This is a genomic window from Pseudideonella sakaiensis, assembly GCF_048320135.1.
Lineage (GTDB): Bacteria > Pseudomonadota > Gammaproteobacteria > Burkholderiales > Burkholderiaceae_C > Ideonella_A > Ideonella_A sakaiensis_A.
This window is the reverse complement of the sequence record NZ_CP182947.1, coordinates 4,194,805-4,212,295: the sequence shown is the minus strand read 5'-3', so window position 1 is coordinate 4,212,295 and position 17,491 is coordinate 4,194,805. Positions and strand designations below refer to the sequence as shown.

General features: G+C 64.0%; 14 protein-coding genes. 12 read left to right on the top strand and 2 right to left on the bottom strand.

The annotated features are described in order from the left end of the window. Positions 1-3 precede the first annotated feature (3 nt). From ACNH6H_RS19300 to ACNH6H_RS19250, 11 genes are all read left to right on the top strand, one after another. Positions 4-1,170 carry an acyl-CoA dehydrogenase family protein gene (locus tag ACNH6H_RS19300; protein WP_418319923.1) on the top strand — a complete coding sequence of 389 codons (1,167 nt, stop codon included), beginning with the start codon at positions 4-6 and terminating at the stop codon, positions 1,168-1,170. Between the two features lie 32 nt (positions 1,171-1,202). After that, complete coding sequence (locus ACNH6H_RS19295; RefSeq protein WP_418319922.1) at positions 1,203-2,393, top strand: acyl-CoA dehydrogenase family protein; 1,191 nt, start codon at positions 1,203-1,205, stop codon at positions 2,391-2,393. Further along, a complete protein-coding gene (locus ACNH6H_RS19290; protein WP_418319921.1) occupies positions 2,390-3,541 on the top strand; it encodes an acyl-CoA dehydrogenase family protein in 1,152 nt (383 codons plus the stop codon). Before ACNH6H_RS19295 ends, ACNH6H_RS19290 begins: the two co-directional genes overlap by 4 nt. Positions 3,542-3,586: 45 nt before the next feature. Further along, entirely contained in the window at positions 3,587-4,507 is a 921-nt protein-coding gene (locus ACNH6H_RS19285; protein ID WP_418319920.1) for an SDR family oxidoreductase, read from the top strand. 13 nt (positions 4,508-4,520) lie between these two features. Continuing rightward, complete coding sequence (locus ACNH6H_RS19280) at positions 4,521-5,387, top strand: MaoC/PaaZ C-terminal domain-containing protein (RefSeq protein ID WP_418319919.1); 867 nt, start codon at positions 4,521-4,523, stop codon at positions 5,385-5,387. A gap of 31 nt (positions 5,388-5,418) precedes the next feature. Beyond that, positions 5,419-6,222 (top strand): enoyl-CoA hydratase/isomerase family protein, encoded by an 804-nt coding sequence (locus tag ACNH6H_RS19275; protein ID WP_418319918.1) that lies wholly within the window; start codon positions 5,419-5,421, stop codon positions 6,220-6,222. A 34-nt stretch (positions 6,223-6,256) separates the two neighbouring features. Next, a complete protein-coding gene (locus tag ACNH6H_RS19270; protein WP_418319917.1) occupies positions 6,257-7,423 on the top strand; it encodes an acyl-CoA dehydrogenase family protein in 1,167 nt (388 codons plus the stop codon). A gap of 109 nt (positions 7,424-7,532) precedes the next feature. Continuing rightward, entirely contained in the window at positions 7,533-8,900 is a 1,368-nt protein-coding gene (locus ACNH6H_RS19265; protein ID WP_418319916.1) for an MmgE/PrpD family protein, read from the top strand. A gap of 23 nt (positions 8,901-8,923) precedes the next feature. Continuing rightward, complete coding sequence (locus ACNH6H_RS19260; protein ID WP_418319915.1) at positions 8,924-10,075, top strand: acyl-CoA dehydrogenase family protein; 1,152 nt, start codon at positions 8,924-8,926, stop codon at positions 10,073-10,075. 19 nt (positions 10,076-10,094) lie between these two features. Further along, positions 10,095-11,288: an MFS transporter gene (locus ACNH6H_RS19255; RefSeq protein ID WP_418319914.1), complete on the top strand. Its 1,194-nt coding sequence runs from the start codon at positions 10,095-10,097 to the stop codon at positions 11,286-11,288. A gap of 243 nt (positions 11,289-11,531) precedes the next feature. After that, on the top strand, positions 11,532-13,199 hold the full coding sequence (locus ACNH6H_RS19250) for a flavin-containing monooxygenase (RefSeq protein ID WP_418319913.1): 1,668 nt from the start codon (positions 11,532-11,534) through the stop codon (positions 13,197-13,199). 51 nt (positions 13,200-13,250) lie between these two features. Here ACNH6H_RS19250 and ACNH6H_RS19245 read toward each other — a convergent pair whose 3' ends face one another. Both ACNH6H_RS19245 and ACNH6H_RS19240 read right to left on the bottom strand, forming a co-directional pair. After that, positions 13,251-14,117 (bottom strand): DMT family transporter, encoded by an 867-nt coding sequence (locus ACNH6H_RS19245; protein WP_418319912.1) that lies wholly within the window; start codon positions 14,115-14,117, stop codon positions 13,251-13,253. A gap of 227 nt (positions 14,118-14,344) precedes the next feature. After that, positions 14,345-16,384 (bottom strand): FAD-dependent oxidoreductase, encoded by a 2,040-nt coding sequence (locus ACNH6H_RS19240; RefSeq protein WP_418319911.1) that lies wholly within the window; start codon positions 16,382-16,384, stop codon positions 14,345-14,347. A gap of 312 nt (positions 16,385-16,696) precedes the next feature. Between ACNH6H_RS19240 and ACNH6H_RS19235 the strand changes: the two genes are divergently transcribed. Beyond that, a complete protein-coding gene (locus tag ACNH6H_RS19235) occupies positions 16,697-17,491 on the top strand; it encodes an SDR family NAD(P)-dependent oxidoreductase (protein ID WP_418319910.1) in 795 nt (264 codons plus the stop codon).

The following is a 17,491-nucleotide window of genomic DNA, read 5'->3' as shown; positions in this document are numbered from 1 at the left end:
CAAATGGATTTCAGCGACGAGCGCGAGCACGAAACGATACGCGAAGCGATCGGGCGGGTCTGCGCAAATTTTGGCGACGACTACTGGCTGGCCCATGACCGTGACGGCGGCTTTCCGCACGAGTTGTACGACGCATTGGCCGAAGGCGGCTGGTTGGGCATCTGCATGCCGCAGGAATATGGTGGCAGCGGCATGGGCATCGCCGAGGCGACGGTGATGATGACCGCCATCGCACGTTCGGGTGCCGGCCTGTCCGGGGCATCTGCCGTTCACATGAACATCTTCGGCCTGCAACCGGTGGTGGTCTTCGGCACCGATGAGCAAAAACGTCGAATGTTGCCGCCGCTGATTGCCGGCAAGGAGAAAGCCTGCTTCGCAGTGACCGAACCGAATACCGGCCTGAACACCACCCAGTTGAAGACGCGGGCCGAGCGCCACGGTGATCACTACCTCCTGTCCGGCCAGAAAGTGTGGATTTCCACCGCCCAGGTCGCGAAGAAGATGCTGATCCTGGCACGCACCACGCCGGTCGACGAGTGCCCGAAACCGACCTTCGGTCTGAGCCTGTTCTACACCGACCTCGATCGACTGCATATCGAAGTGCGCGAGATCGAGAAGATGGGCCGCAAGGCAGTCGACTCCAATCAGCTTTTCATCGATGGGCTGAAGGTACCGGTGGAGGACCGCATCGGCGAAGAGGGCCGCGGCTTCGAGTACATCCTGCACGGCATGAATCCCGAGCGCGTGCTGATTGCAGGCGAGGCCGTCGGCCTAGGCCAGGCTGCCCTGGAGCGGGCCGTCAAGTACGCGGGAGAGCGAGTCGTCTTCAACCGGCCGATCGGCCAGAACCAGGCCATCCAGCATCCGCTGGCACAGTCGTGGATGGAGCTCGAGGCCGCTTGGTTGATGACCATGCGCGCGGCCTGGAAGTACGACAACAAGCTTGACTGCGGTGCCGATGCCAACGCCGCGAAGTACATGGGGGCCGAGGCCGGGTTCAACGCCTGCCAACGCGCCATGGCGACGCTCGGCGGCTTCGGCTATGCGAAGGAATACCAGGTCGAGCGTTACCTGCGCGAGATGCTGATTCCGCGCGTCGCACCGATCAGCCCACAGCTGATCCTGTGTTTCATCGCCGAGAAGGTGCTCGGCCTGCCCAAGTCGTACTGAGCGCAGACGCGCCCCCAGGAGTCCACGAACCGATGTCCGCCACCATTGCCGATCCAGAACCCAATCAACAGCTCGCGATGCTGCGCTCCAGCGCCTTCGCCTTCGTCGCCAAGGAATCGCCGTTCAGCCGTGCCCGCGCCCTGCGTGGCAAGCCGCCAGGCTACGATCTGCGCTTCTGGAATGCGCTCGCGAGCCAGGGCTGGACCGGACTGCTGGCACCCGAATCCGCAGGCGGCTACGCTCAGGGTTTTGCCGAAATGGCTGCGGTCGCGGCAGCCCTGGCAACGAAGGTCGCGCCGGAACCAGTGACACCGGTGCTCGTATTCGCAGGCCGGCTGCTGCAAAGCTGCTCTGACAGCGCGACAGCCCGCCAGCTGCTCGCTGAAATGGCCGAAGGCAAGACCCTGCCCGCCGTGGCCTGGCAGGAGCACACCTCGGGCGCAGCCGATTTCGACCGCGATGGCGGGCTTTCCAAACCGTCCACCACCTGCGTGCGCAGCGGCGACCGCATCGTGGTGCGCGGCAGCAAGCGCCACATACGCCCAGGTGCTGCAGCCAGCGGCTACATCGTCTCGGCTGCGTCGGCCGATGGACTCGCGCTGGTATGGGTGGCAGCGCAAAGTGCCGCTCTGAGCAAGACCATCGAACCGCTCGCCGACGGCACTTTTGCCGCACGGCTTGCCTTCAGCGATGTCGAACTTTCCGCCGAGATGGTGCTCGCCACCGGGCTGCAGGCCGAGGCCGCGCTGGCAGCAGCCTATGACGAGGCCCTGGTGCTCACCGCGGTGGAGTTGCAGACGCTGGCGCGCTGCATGCTCACGATGACGCTCGACTATCTGCGCACCCGCAAGCAGTTCGGCAAGTTGATCGGCAGCTTCCAGAGCCTGCAGCACCGTGCGGTGGACATGTTGATCCAGCAGGAACTCGGCGAAGCTGTCGTCGCACAGGCGCTGACCGCGCTGGATTCCGGCTGCCCTGCGAACGAACGCGCAGCGCTGGCCGCCCGCGCCAAGTCGCGTTGTTCGGACGCTGCGCTGCAGATCGGGCGCGAGTCGGTGCAGCTGCACGGTGCGATCGGCGTCACCGATGAAAACGATCTGGGCCTTTTCCTGCAGCGCGCACTGGTGCTGTCGGCATGGCTCGGCAATGGCAGCACGCAACGCAGGAGAGTGGCTGGCCTCAACCGCGCAGCAGGCGCCGACAACGGAGGTCTGCCCTCATGAGCACCGACTGGAATTCACTGCCTACCGAAGAGTTCCGACGGTTGGCACAAAAATTTTTCGCCGACAACTACCCCGAAGAACTGCGCTACCCGAAGCGTCGTCTGCGCTGGGACGAGATCCGCGAATGGACGATGAAACTCGCGTCCCAGGGCTGGCTCGCGCCAAGCTGGCCGGTACGCCACGGCGGCATGGGGCTGTCGCCGGAGAAGCTGATCACGTTCATCGAGGAACAGGAACGTCACGGCGTCGCTCGTGCGCCCGACATGGGCATCGTGATGGTCGGGCCCTTGCTGATCCAGCATGGCAGCGACGAGCAGCGCGCCCACTACCTGCCCCGTATCCTGTCCTGTGAAAACATCTGGTGCCAGGGTTATTCCGAGCCGAACTCGGGCTCCGACCTGGCGAGCCTGCGCACCGAGGCAATCGCCGATGGCGATGACTTCATCGTCAATGGCCAGAAGACCTGGACCACGTTGGCTCAGGATGCCACCCACATCTTCCTGCTGGTGCGCACCGACGCGTCGGCGAAGAAGCAGGAAGGCATCAGTTTCCTGCTGGTGGACATGAAGTCGCCGGGCATCACGGTGCGCCCGATCCGCAACATTGCCGGCCACGAAGACTTCTGCGAAGTCTTCTTCGACAACGTGCGGGTGCCTCGCAATCAGCGTGTCGGCGAACTCAACAAGGGCTGGACGATTGCCAAGGCCCTGCTCGGCTTCGAGCGCATCTTCCTCGGCAGCCCCAAGCAGAGCCAGTACGCGCTGGCGCGCGTGCGGGAAGTGGCCGAGCAGCTGGACCTGTTCGACGACGCGGTGTTCGTCGACCGCTACACGCAGCTGGCGCTGGACGTGGCCGATCTCGGGACGCTGTACGGCCGGTTTGTCGAGCAGGTCAAACGCGGCGAAACACTCGGCCCCGACGTGTCGATGCTGAAGATATTCGCCACCGAAACATACTCGCGCCTGGCCAACCTGCTGGTGGAAATTGCCGGCTCCAGCGGCGGCACCCCGGGCGATATCGACCTCGAGCGGGGCCAGATCGACGTTCTCACCACGTTCTACAACGCGCGCCCGGCCACCATCTACGGGGGCAGCAACGAGATCCAGCGAAACATCCTGGCCAGCAGCGTGTTGCAGCTGCCGGTCTGAGCGCCATTGCCGCATTCCAACCCACAACCAACAGGAGCCACACAGATGAACAAAGGCACGATGCTGCAAGGCAAGGTTGCAGTCGTCACCGGATCGGGCCGCGGCATCGGCCGCGACATCGCGATGCAAATGGCTGCCCAGGGGGCCAAGGTCGTCATCAACGACATTGGCGCTTCGGTCAGCGGCGAGGGCAACGACGCCAGCCCGGGCCAGCAAGTGGTCGACGAGATCAGAGCCGGCGGCGGCGAGGCCGTGCTGAGCACTGACAGCGTCTCCGAGTGGGCCTCCGCCAACCAGATCATCAAGTGCGCCACCGACACCTTCGGCCGCATCGACATCGTCGTCAACAACGCTGGCATCCTGCGTGATCGCATGTTTTTTGCGATGTCGGTCGAGGAATGGAAGGCGGTGATCGATGTGCACCTGAACGGATGCTTCTACGTTTCCCGTGCTGCAGCGCCGCATTTCAAGACGCAGCAGTCGGGTGCCTATGTGCACATGACCTCCACCTCCGGCCTGATCGGCAACCTCGGCCAAGCCAACTACGGCGCCGCCAAGCTGGGCATCGTGGCGCTCTCGCGAACGATTGCCGGCGACATGAAGCGCTACAACGTGCGCTCGAACTGCATCTCGCCGTTCGCCTGGAGCCGCATGATCGGTTCCATTCCAACCGACACACCTGAGCAACAGGCGCGTGTCGAAAAGCTGAAAAAACTCGATACCGCGCAGATCGCACCGATGGCTGCGTTTCTGGCCAGCGACGCTGCGGCTGATGTCAGTGCGCAGATTTTTGCCGTACGCGGCAACGAGATCTTCCTGATGAGCCAGCCCCGCCCGGTGCGCGGCATGCACACCTCCGAAGGCTGGACACCCGAGACCATTGCAGAACGCGTGCTGCCGGCCATGAAGCCCAACTTCTTCCCGCTGGAGAGCTCGAACATCGTGTTCTCCTGGGACCCGGTCTGAAGGAGCTTGCAGGATGGCAATCGACTACGACAAACTGATGGCATGGCCGTTCGAGGATGTTCGTCAACGCTATACCCGGCGCGACACGATGCTCTATGCGCTTGGCATCGGACTCGGCTCGGATCCGTGCGATGCCGAGCACGAAAACGAATTGCGCTTCGTCTACGAGAAGAACCTGGTGGCGTTGCCCACCTATCCGGTGGTGCTGGGCTATCCCGGCATGTGGATCCGGGACCCCGCCACCGGTGTCGATGCGGTGCGACTGGTCCACGGCGAGCAAAGTCTGGTCCTCCATGAACTGCCGGCGCCAGAGGGCGAGGTGATCGGGCGCACAAGCATCACCGGCATCGTCGACAAAGGTGCCACCAAAGGCGCACTCATCTACACCGAGCGCACGGTGCATGACGCGGCCAGCGGGAAACTTCTCGCCACGCTGGGTTCGACCACCTTCTGCCGGGCCGACGGCGGATTTGGCGGCCCGAGCGGGCCGGTGAAGCCGGTGCATGAGTTGCCCACGCGCACTCCGGACCACGTCGAGGATCGCAAGACCTTGCCGGGCGCGGCGCTGATCTACCGACTGTCCGGTGACTACAACCCGCTCCATGCCGAGCCGGCGGTCGGCCGCGCGGCCGGCTTCGAGCGCCCGATCCTGCACGGGCTGGCCACCTATGGCGTGGCCGGCTGGGCACTGACCAAGGGGCTGTGCGGCGGCGATCCTTCGCGCATCGCCACCATAGAAAACCGATTCTCGTCGCCGGTCTATCCGGGCGAGACGATCCGCACCGAAATGTGGATCGATGGCAAAACCGCGTCGTATCGTGCGCGCGTTATCGAGCGCGATGTCGTGGTCTTGAACAACGGCCGCGCCATGTTGCGCTGATCTCTCCAACTTCTGTCAAAGGACAACAACCATGAACTACGCCGATTTCCAATTTCTCAAGTTCGACAACAAGCCCAACGGCGTGTTGCTGATCACCATCAACCGCCCGGAGGTGATGAACGCCACCAATGCCCGTCTGCACTGGGAACTGACCAAGGTCTGGGGCGTCGTCAACGACGACGCGAATACCAAGGTCGCGGTCATCACCGGCTCTGGCGACCAGGCTTTCTCGGCCGGCGGCGATCTGGAATGGGTGGCCAACATGGTCGGCAATCCGAATGAGATTGCCAACACGATGACCGAGGCATCGGACGTCGTCTACAACATGATGGCCTGCGACAAACCGATCATCTCGGCCATCAATGGTGTGGCCGTCGGCGCCGGCCTGGCGGTCGCATTCCTCGCCGACATCAGCATCATGGCAGAGGAAGCCAAGATCACCGATGGCCACGTCAAGATCGGTGTGGCCGCTGGCGACCACGCTGCGATCCTGTGGCCGCTGCTGTGTGGCATGGCCAAGGCCAAGTACTACCTGATGACAGCCGAATTCGTCAACGGCAAGGAAGCCGAGCGGATCGGGCTGGTCAGCCTTTGCGTGCCGCGTGCCGAGCTGATGGACAAGGCAATGGCTGTGGCCAACAAGCTGGCCAACGGCAGCCAGCAGGCGATCCGCTACACCAAGCGGTCCCTCAACGGCTGGATGAACGTTGCACGACCGATCTTCGAAAGCTCGTTGGCGATGGAGATGTTGTGCTTCCTCGGCGAGGATGCCAAGGAGGGCGTCGCTTCGGTGCGCGAGAAGCGGGCGCCGAAGTTCCCTTCCGCCAATCGCTGATCAGCCCGACCACGCAATGCGACTGGACTAGAACATGGAATTTGCCCTCACCCAGGAACAGCGCATGGTCTATGAGTACGGCGACCGCGTGTCGCAGCGCTTCGACCACAAATACTGGAAAACCTACGCCGAGAAAGGCGAGCCGCCGGTCGAGCTCTACCAACAGATCACTGACGACGGATTCCTCGGCATCATGGTGCCCGAGACATACGGCGGCGCGGGTCAGGGCATGACCGAGATGCTGCTGTTCATGGAGGGACTTGCCAACAATGGCATCCCGCTGCTGAATCTGGTGGTCGGCCCGACCATGACAATGGGCCTGCTCGCCAAGCACGCCAGCGAGACCATGAAGCACCGCCTGCTGCCGGGCGGCTGCAGCGGCGAGATCAAGTTCTGCTTCGCGATCACCGAGCCCAACGCGGGCTCGAACTCGATGGAGATCACCAGCATCGCCAAGCCCGATGGCAAGGGCGGCTTCCGCCTCAGCGGGCAGAAGGTGTTCATCACCGATGCGAATCGCGCCGATTACGCGATGGTCGTGACACGCACCACGCCGCGTGCCGACGTGAAGAAAAAGTCAGACGGCTTCACGATCTTCATGGTCGACATGAAGAAAAAAGGCATCAGCATGACCTTGATTCCGGTCGCGTTCCCGGTGCCGGAGACACAGTGGCAGGTCTTCTTCGACGACGTGCAGTTGACCGAGGACGATGTGCTGGGCGAGGTCAACAAGGGCTTCGGTATCCTGTTCGACACACTCAACCCCGAGCGTATCATCCTCTCAGGCCTGTGCACCGGGATCGGCCGCTTCGCGCTGCAGAAAGCCGTGGCCTACGCGAATGACCGCAAGGTTTTCAACAAGACGCCGATCGGCGCCTATCAGGGCGTGCAGCATCCGCTGGCGATCGCGCGCAGCGAGATCGAGATGGCCTCGCTGATGGCATTGAAGGCGGCCTGGGCATTCGATCAAGGCCTGCCCGCAGGCGAGTTTGCCAACATCGCCAAATACGCCGGCGCCGAGGCCGGCATCCACGCGGTCGACGCTGCGATCCAGACCCATGGCGGCAACGGATTCACGAAGGAATACGGCATCTACGATCTGTATGGCCTGGTCAGGCTGCTGCGCACCGCACCGCTGAATCGCGAGATGGTGCTGAACTACATTGCCGAACATGTAATGGGTCTGCCACGTTCGTACTGATGGCAAGCTGTGTTGCCGATAGGCCAACATGCCGCGCGCCGGATGAGCGATTACTTGCCGAGGAGTACCGATGACAACCTCTTCCTGCACCCGCGCGATCTCCGACACCTTGTCCGACTTCGTCGCCACGCTTGACGTGCGGCAGATCCCAGCCGACGTGCTTGAGCGAGCACGCCACTTGATCCTCGACGCCGTCGGCATCGCCCATGCCAGCGCTCACTATGATTTCGCGCACCGCTCGCTGTCGGCCATGACCGAATTGTCGGCCGGCGCCGGCGACACGCCGGTGATCGGCCTGACCAGCAGGCTCACGATGCGCGACGCCATGCTGGTGAATGGCATCCTGATTCATGGTCTCGACTACGACGACACCCATGCCGCCGGCATCATTCATGCCACCGCGAGCACCTTTCCATGCGCGCTCGGCGCTGCAGCGCGGGCCGGACTGGCCGGCGACGCGCTGCTGGCGGCCTATGTCGCGGGCATCGAGGTCGGCACACGGCTGGCATCGGTTGCGCGCGGCGGTTTTCACCAGGTCGGCTTCCACCCCACCGGCATGATCGGCGCCTTCGCCTGCGCGGTGGTGGCAGGCCGGCTGTTCGGCCTCAATGCGCGCCAGCTCAGCATGGCGCAAGGCATCGCCTTGTCGATGGCCGCGGGCAGCATGGAATTCCTGCAGGACGGGGCCTGGACCAAGCGCATGCACCCGGGCTGGGCGGCGGTGGCCGGGCTGACTGCGGCGACCATGGCGCGGCATGGATTCAAGGGTCCGGAGCGGCCCTATGAAGGCCGCTTCGGACTATTCAACAGCTACCTCGGTCCGCTGGTCGAGGACGCCGACCTGAACCTGGCCAGCGCCGGCCTGGGGGAGATCTGGGAACTGTCCAAGGTCACCATCAAGCCGATGCCGGCCTGTCACTTCACCCACGCCTGCGCCGATGCGGCGGCGATCCTGCGCCTGCGCCACAGCCTGCGCGTGGCCGATATCGCCAGCGTGCGCGCGCTGGTCCCGCGGGAGGTGGTGAAAACGGTGTGCGAACCGGTCGCCACGAAGAAACGGCCCCAGAACAGCTACGACGCCCAGTTCAGCATTCCTTATGCCGTGGCCAGCGGACTGGCACGCGGCCGCTTCGGACTGGCCGAACTCGACGACGCGGCGCTGCGCGAAGAGTCGGTGCTGGCGCTGGCACAGAAGGTCGAATACGCCGTCGATCCCGATTCTCCCTTCCCGACCTACTATTCTGGCGAAGTCATCGTGACGCTGCATGACGGGCGCGAGTTGCGCCATCGCGAGCACATCAATCGCGGCGCCGCCGACCGACCGATCAGCAATACGGACGTGCAGCGCAAGGCGCTGGAGAATATGCAACTCGTGGCCGCACCGGCCCGCGCGCTGCAGGTGCGCGATCTGGTGCTGGCGATCGGCGCCAACCAGCCCGCAATCGATCTGCAGCAAGGCCTGGGGGGGCTGGGTTGAGCGACGATCACAAGCGAGAACCCATGACCCAAGACACCGAATCGCATCAACTGATACTCGACGCCGTCGACCGTTTCCTGAGGACCGAGGTGCGCCCGCACGTCAAGCGACTGGAGCAGGCCGACGAGTACCCACACGAGATCGTCGAGCAAATGAAGGCGATGGGCCTTTTCGGCGCCATCATCCCGACCGGCTACGGTGGCCTGGGCCTGTCCACTGCCACCTACGCCGCGATCGTGGCGCGCATCGCGGCGGTATGGATGTCGATCTCCGGGATCATCAACTCCCACCTCATCATGGCCTCGGCGGTGCTGCGCCACGGCACCGAGGCGCAAAGGCGCGACCTGCTGCCGCGCTTCGCCTGCGGCGAGTTGCGCGGTGGCATCGGCCTGACCGAGCCTGATGCCGGCACCGATCTGCAGGCTATCCGGACCCGTGCCGTGCGCGACGGCGACCACTACGTCATCAACGGCAGCAAGACCTGGATCACCAACAGCCTGCATGGTGGCTGTCTGGCGCTGCTGGTCAAGACCGACCCCCAGGCCGAACCGCGGCACAAGGGCATGAGCCTGTTCATCGCTGAAAAGGGACCTGGCTTCGCCGTCACGCGCAAGCTGAAGAAACTGGGCTACCGCGGCATCGACACCTGCGAACTGCAGTTCGATGCTTTCCGCGTTCCGGCCGACCGGCTGGTCGGCGGCGTCGAGGGCCGCGGCCTGCAGCAGGTGTTGTCCGGGCTCGAACTGGGCCGCATCAATGTCGCCGCGCGTGGCCTGGGCGTGGCCACTGCCTCGCTGCACGATGCGGTGGCTTATGCGCAGCAGCGCAAGACCTTCGGCAAGCCGATCAGCGAGCATCAGGCAATCCAGCTCAAGCTTGGCGAGATGGGCACGCGGGTCGAGGCGGCTCGGCTGCTGGTGGAGTCGGCGGCAAGCGCCTACGACCGCGGCGATCGCTGCGACATGGAAGCCGGCATGGCCAAATATTTCGCTACCGAGGCAGCGATGGACAACGCACTCGAATGCATGCGCATCCACGGCGCCTACGGCTACTCACCCGAATTCGACGTCGAGCGTTATTACCGCGACGCGCCGTTGCTGCTGATCGGCGAAGGCACAAACGAGATGCAACGTCTGATCATCGCGCGCCAACTGATCCAGCGGCACCCCACCTGACGAAGTCCGGCGCAGCCTGATGACCCGCCTGAGTGTTGTACTGGTACCGGTTTCGGCGCTGCTGGCTGCCCAGGCCCTGCTGTCGATGGCCTCGGTCACGCTGCCGGTGCTTGCCCCGGAAGTGGCAGCCGATATCGGTGCACCGGTGGCCTGGGTGGGTTTGTTCGTGGCCCTGGTATATGGCGCCAGCATGACCTGCGGACTGGCCAGCGGTGCGCTCGTGCGACGCTGGGGCGCGCTGCGACTGAGCCAGCTGTGCCTGCTCAGCGCGGCCGTCGGTGTGTCATGCATCGTCACCGGCCATCTGGCGGGCCTGATGATTGGTGCGCTCGTGCTGGGTATGGGTTATGGGCCGCTGAATCCGGCCAGTTCGCATCTCCTGACCCGGATTTCACCACCACAGCACCTGTCCAAGATCTTCTCGCTGAAGCAGACCGGCGTGCCGCTGGGCGCCGTGCTCGCCGGCGCGCTGTTGCCGACCCTGGTCCTCTGGGGCGGCTGGCGCCTGGCGGCATTGTGTGTCGCTGCAGCGTGCACCCTGCTCGCAATATTGCTGCAGCCGCTGCGCACGCCGCTGGACAGCGATCGCATGCCGGCGGCGCCTGTCAGCCTGGACAGTTTTGCCGAGCCGGCCCGCATCGCGATGGCTGACCGCAGCGGCCGGACCCTGGCCGCCAGCACGTTCTTCTACGCAGGTTTGCAACTGTGCCTGGGCACCTATCTGGTTGCCTACCTGACATCCGAGCTCGGCTACGGACTGGTGCAGGCCGGGATGACGCTCGCGGTGACCCAGGGCGCCGGCATCGCCGGTCGCCTGCTTTCGGGCGTTGTCGCCGATCGCAGCGGCCAGCCGCGCCGGGTGATGGGCGCCATGGGCTGCGTGATGGGCGCCTGTGCAGTGGCAACCGCCTTCGCCGGCGAATGGCCAACCGTCCTGCTGCTGACGGTATACGCCGCCTTCGGTGCCAGCGCGATCGGCTGGAACGGCGTCTATCTTGCGGAGGTGGCCCGGCGCGCGCCGCCTGGCGGTGTCAGCACCGCCACCGCCGCGGCCCTGTTCGTCACGTTCAGCGGCGTGCTCGCCGGCCCACCGATCTTCTCGCTGATGCTGCAATCCGGCATGCGCTACAGCACCGCTTTCATCACCATCGCGGCGCCGGCACTGCTATTCGGGCTGCTCCTGCTGCGCGTCCCGCAACCGCCTGCAGACTGAGTGAATAGAGGCCCGCGAGGCGCCCCGGCACGAGTCGCCCGGGCAGCTGCGACCGGGCCCTTCTGGCCAGTGTCTCTGCCGCGGCGCGACGGATGGTCCAGTTCATGACTCCGGCCATTTCCAATCGCGCGTCGCAAACCAGCAACCGGCTGCTGGTCGAGCTGCTGATTTATAGTCCGGGCAGCCTCACAAACAAACGTTTGGTATGCTCCCGATTCACATCCGAAAGGGGAGCTATCGAGCTTGCGCCCCCGGCCGAGGAGAGACAATTTGGGCAAAGACCAGCGAGTCGCATCACCAGGCACTGCAGCACCGCAGCACCAGTTCATCATCATCGGCGCCGGCATGTGCGGCCTGTACCAGCTGCACAAGCTGCTGCTTGCAGGTGCCGATGTAACATTGCTTGAACGTGCCGACGATGTCGGCGGCACCTGGTACAGGAACCGCTACCCGGGCTGCCGCTTCGACTCGGAAAGCTATACCTACGGCTACTCGTTCTCGAAGGAACTGCTCGACGAGTGGGACTGGTCGGAGCATTTCGCGGCGCAGCCGGAAACGCTGCGATACGTGAATCATGTGGTCGACAAGTTCAAGCTGCGCCAGCATATCCAGTTTGGCTGCTCGCTCGAGCGGGCGACGTTCGACGACGCGAACAACATCTGGACGCTGGAACTGGCTGGTGGGCGCACGCTGACCTGCCGCTTCCTGCTTACCGCGATCGGGCTGCTTTCAGCGCCCACCTTGCCACGTCTGGCGGGAATGGACAGCTTCCTCGGGCCTTCGTTTCATACCTATTACTGGCCGAGCGAGCCGCTCGAACTGGCTGGCAAGCGGGTGGGGATCGTCGGCACCGGGGCCACCGGCGTGCAGTTGATCGGAGAGATCGCCGACAAGGTGGGTGATCTGATCGTTTTCCAGCGCCGGCCGAACTGGTGCGCTCCATTGCACAACACGCCGATCACCGCTTCGCAGATGGTCAGCATCAGGGCTGCTTACGACCAGATCTTCGAAAAATGCTCCGCCACGCCGGGCGGCTTCATTCACGGGCCGGATCGACGCCGCGTGGCCGACGTGCCGGCTGAGGAACGCCTGGCTTTCTGGGAAAAACTCTATGCATCACCCGGCTTCGGCATCTGGCTGGGCAACTTCCGCGACGTGCTGATGGACGAGTCCGCGAATGCGCAATTTTCGGCCTTCGTCGCCGACAAGATCCGCCAGCGGGTCAAGGACCCGGCAATTGCCGAGCAGCTGATCCCGAAGGACCACGGCTTCGGGGTGCAGCGCGTGCCGATGGAAACCGGCTATTACGAGGCGTACAACCGGAACAACGTCCATCTGGCCAACATTGAAAAAACGCCGATCGAGCGCGTGACGCCGACCGGAATCCGCACCACCGCCCAACACCATGATCTCGATCTGATCGTGTACGCCACCGGTTTCGACGCCGTGACTGGCGCATTCGACCAGATCGATTTCATCAACGCGACGGGCCAGCACCTGCGCGACAAATGGCGCGACGGGCCAGTCAACTATCTTGGCATGCAGTCGTCAGGATTCCCCAATCTGTTCATGCTGGCCGGCCCGCAAAGCGCATCGTTGTCGACCAATTTTCCGCGTGGCATTGAATCGGCGGTCGACTGGGCCACCATCTTTTTTCAGCAGATCATGGAGCGTGCCATCACGCGTGTGGAGCCGACGGTCGAAGCCGAGAGGCAGTGGACCGAACATGTCAAGGAGATGTATCAGGGCCTGCTGCTGCGCAAGGCCAAATCATGGTTTACCGGCTACAACTCCAATGTCGAGGGCCACGACAAGATCCGCTACATGATCTACAACGGCGGCGCACCCCGCTATCGCCAGAAGCTGGCCGAAGTGGCCGCATCGGGCTACGAAGGCTTCCAGCTGTCGTGATCGAGGCATGGCAGGTTTGCGCCAACGAAGCGCAGCGCCACCCCCGCCACGTCACTGGATCGCAGCCGCTCTCGCCAGCCGGCCTTCGTGTCGACCGATGTAGAACGTGCTGCCGATGATGAGTGCCGCACCCAGCAGCGACCAGTGATCCGGCACCTCCGCAAACAGCACGAAACCGATCAGGCCGGCATAGATCAGGCGAACATAGTCGAACGGAGCGAGCGCAGAGGCGTCGCCTTCACGCATCGCAAGAATGTATCCCGCCTGCGCTCCGATCCCGAACAAGCCGACCAGCACCAGCAGCAGCAGATCAACGAGTTCAGGTGTCCGCCACACCGCCAGTGCCGGCAACACCAGCATCACCGCCAGAATCAGATTCGAATGGAAAAGCATCGCAACCGGTGTTTCGCTCATTGGCGTTTTCTTGACAACCATCAGCACACAGGCGCCTGCAAATGCGCCGGCCAGCGCCACCAGGGTGGCGAGCTGGAATTCGGCGCCGGGGCGGGCGGTGAGCACGACCCCGGCGAATCCGACAACAGTGGCAAGCCAGCGTTGCCATGAACCCCGGTCGCCCAGTACCGGAACGGCGAGCAGCGTGATGAACAGCGGCATCGAGAAGCTCATCGTCGTGAAGTCGGCGAGCGGCAGGCGTGCGACCGCGTAGAACGCGGCGATCCAGGCCAGCAACCCGAACAACGAGCGCACGATGTGCATCTTCAGGTGCCGGGTGCGAAGCTTGGCCAAGCCGCCTCTGATCGCAAACGGGAATACAAGGGCCAGGCTGACCACGCAGCGGAAAAAAGTCATCTGCATCGGGTCGTACCGCTTGCCCAGGTCTTTCCCAAGTGCATGCATCATCACCAGGCTCAGGGCTCCAAGTAGGATCCAGCATGCGCCGCGTGCGTTCGGCGCCATGCTCAACCAGACGCGTCGCACCGATGCGAATCTAGGCGCCGGAGAGCACACCGGTTGAGCCGGCACCTCAGTCTGCCACTCAGGAGGGCGCATCAGCGGTCCTGCCGGCGTGATCTGCAAGTCGCGCCGCCGCAGCACCACGGCCGTAGCCGTACGCCGCGCCGTCGCACGCTGCAGTCAAGCCGATGTGCCGACCGCCGGGACCGCCCACCATTGCGCTCACCGTGTCACACCTCGGCCGCCAAGCGGCTCGCCTGATCAATGGCACGCTTCGCATCGAGTTCGACCGCCTCGAATGCACCACCCACCAGATGCGCACGCTCCCCACTGGCCTGGAGCGCGTCATAGACGCTGCGTAGCGGCGTCTGACCGGCGCAGACGATGATGTTGTCGGCCTCGAACAGCCGCACCTCTCCGTTCACCAGCGTATGCAGGCCAGCGTCGTCGATCTGCAGATACTCGACGCCGCCGACCATCTGCACCCCGCGTCGACTGAGACTGATGCGGTGGGTCCAGCCGGTTGTGCGGCCGAGGTGTTTCCCCAGTGCCTCGGCCTTGCGCTGCAGCAGCGTCACCGAACGTCTGGAACGCGCCACCTGGGGCTGTATTCCGGTTACACCGCCGCGCGGGTGGTTCTCGAAGTCGATGCCCCATTCGCGCGCGAACACGGTGATGTCGAGCGCAGCTGACGGGCCGGTCTGCGCGAGCAGTGCTGCGACGTCGAAGCCGATGCCGCCCGCACCGATGATCACCACCCGCCGGCCGATCGGCCGACGGCCAAAGATGGCATCGACATACGAAATCACCATGGGGTGATCGATGCCCGCGATGTCGGGTCGGCGAGGCTCGATGCCGGTGGCGACCACGACTTCGTCATGACCCTGGGCGCGCAGCATCTCGGCATCGACCATGGTGTTCAGGTGCAGCGCAATGCCAAGCTTGTCGATCATGCGGCGGTAATAGCGCAGCGTCTCGCTGAACTCCTCCTTGCCGGGAATGCGTCTGGCCAGGTTGAACTGGCCGCCAATTTCGCTGCCAGCCTCGAACAGCGTGACGCGGTGGCCGCGCTCGGCCGCAACGACCGCTGCCGCCAGCCCGGCGGGCCCTGCCCCGACCACGGCGATGCGCTTGGGCTGCGCCGCCGGACGGTACTGGAGAAGGGTCTCGTTGCAGGCGCGCGGGTTGACAAGGCAGCTGACCTGCTGGCTGCCTCCGAAATAGTGATCGAGGCAGGCCTGGTTGCAGGCGATGCAGGTGTTGATCTCATCCGCGCGGCCCTGCGCCGCCTTCAGCACGAACTGTGAATCGGCCAGCATCGGACGCGCCATCGACACCAGGTCGGCGTCTCCGCGTGCCAGCACCGCCTCGGCGACTTCGGGCATGTTGATGCGATTGCTGGTGATCACCGGCACCCCGACGGCTTTGCGAAGCCTGCCGGTGACCTGCGAAAAAGCGGCTCGTGGCACCATCGTCGCAATCGTCGGGACCGGCGCCTCATGCCAGCAGAAGTGGGTGCTGATGATGCTGACGCCAGCATCCTGCAGGCCCTTGCCCAGGGCGGAGATCTCGTCCCAGGCCAAGCCGCCTTCGAGCATGTCCATCGCCGGGACACGGAAGATCACGATGAATCGTTCGCCGACGGCGGCGCGCACACGGCGCACGACCTCGACCGCAAAACGCATGCGGTTCTTCCAGGGTCCGCCCCACTGATCGGTGCGCAGATTGGTCTTTTGCACCATGAAGGCGCTGATCAGATAACCGGCCGAGCCGATGATCTCCACGCCGTCATAGCCTGCGGCCTGCGCCAGCGCAGCGCAGTTGGCGAAATCGGCTAGCTGCTTTTGGATGCCGGCCTCGTCAAGCTCGGTGGGCGTATGCCGGCCGATTCGCGACCTGACTGCAGATGGCGCGACGCAGTCCGGCGTCGGCGCCAGCGCCCCGGTGTGCAGGATCTGCAAGCAGATTTTCACCTCGGGATCGGCAGCGTGCACGGTGTCGGTGATCAGGCAATGCTGTCGCGCGTCGTCCGGCGTGGCAAGTTCGCCACCGGCGCCGCCTTCGGCATTCGGCGGGAAACCGCCGGTGATGATCATGCCGACGCCGCCGCGCGCACGCTCGGCGAAATATTCGGCCATGCGCGAGAAGCCGTCGGGCGCCTCCTCCAGCCCGGTGTGCATCGACCCCATCAAGATGCGGTTCTTCAGTCGCATGAATCCGAGGTCGAGCGGGGCAAATACATGAGGGTAGCGCGCACTCCCGCTGCTCATCGGTGGACCTTCTGCGTCAAGTGATTGCGGATGACTCGACTGCACCCGTCGAGGGAGATCGCTAGGCCGGTGCAGCAGGGCGGACCACCGGTCGGAAGAACTGCGGGCGAAGATCCTGCCATCGCAATGCAGCTTCCGCCATCGATTCTACCAAATGGCCGGCCGACAACGTCTCGGTCATTGATGCCCCTGGTTCAGGCAAGAAATCACATGATGCCGTGCAGGTTGATTCTAACTAGCGTTTGATCATATAATTTATGCTCAGCACAGCTCGACTGCGCTCCACATTCAACCTCGGATCAAAGGAAACTCGTGGACCTCGAACTCAAGAACAAGTCGGTCATCGTCACCGGCGGCGGCTCAAACATCGGACGCGCGATCGTCCTTGCATTCGCGGGAGAAGGCGCCCACATCACGATCGGCGACATCGACACGGCACAGGCAGAAAAAACCGCCGAATTCGCCACCAAGCTCGGCGCGGCGTCGGTGCAGGTGATCAAGACCGACGTCACCAATCTCGAACAGGTGCAGACCATGTTCAAGGCCGCAAGCGACAAGCACGGCAGCGTCGACGTCCTGGTCAACAACGTGGGGTGGGACAACCTGATGTTCTTCACGCAGACCACGCCGGATTTCTGGCGCAAGGTGATCGACATCAATTACGTCGGCGTGCTGAACTGCACCAAGACCGCGCTCGACCTGATGATCAAGCAGAACGGCGGTGCCATCGTTTCGATCAGCTCCGATGCCAGCCGGCAGGGCGAGCCGCGCGAGGCAGTCTATGGTGGCGTGAAGGCAGCGATCAACAGCTTCATGAAAACGATTGCCAAGGAAAACGGTCGCTACGGCGTCCGCTGCAACGTCGTCTGCCCGGGCGTAACCATCCCGTCCACGGCCGACGAAGTGGGCGGCAACAGCATGTGGACCAATGCCGACAGCATGTTCACGCCGGAACAGATGGAGAAGATCGCGAAGGCTTTGCCGTTGCGCAAGGTCGGACGGCCGCAAGACATTGCCAATGCGGTTGCTTTCCTCGCCTCCAGCAAGGCCGGCCACGTGACGGGCCAGGTGTTGTCGGTTTCCGGCGGCTACAGCATGATCGGCTGA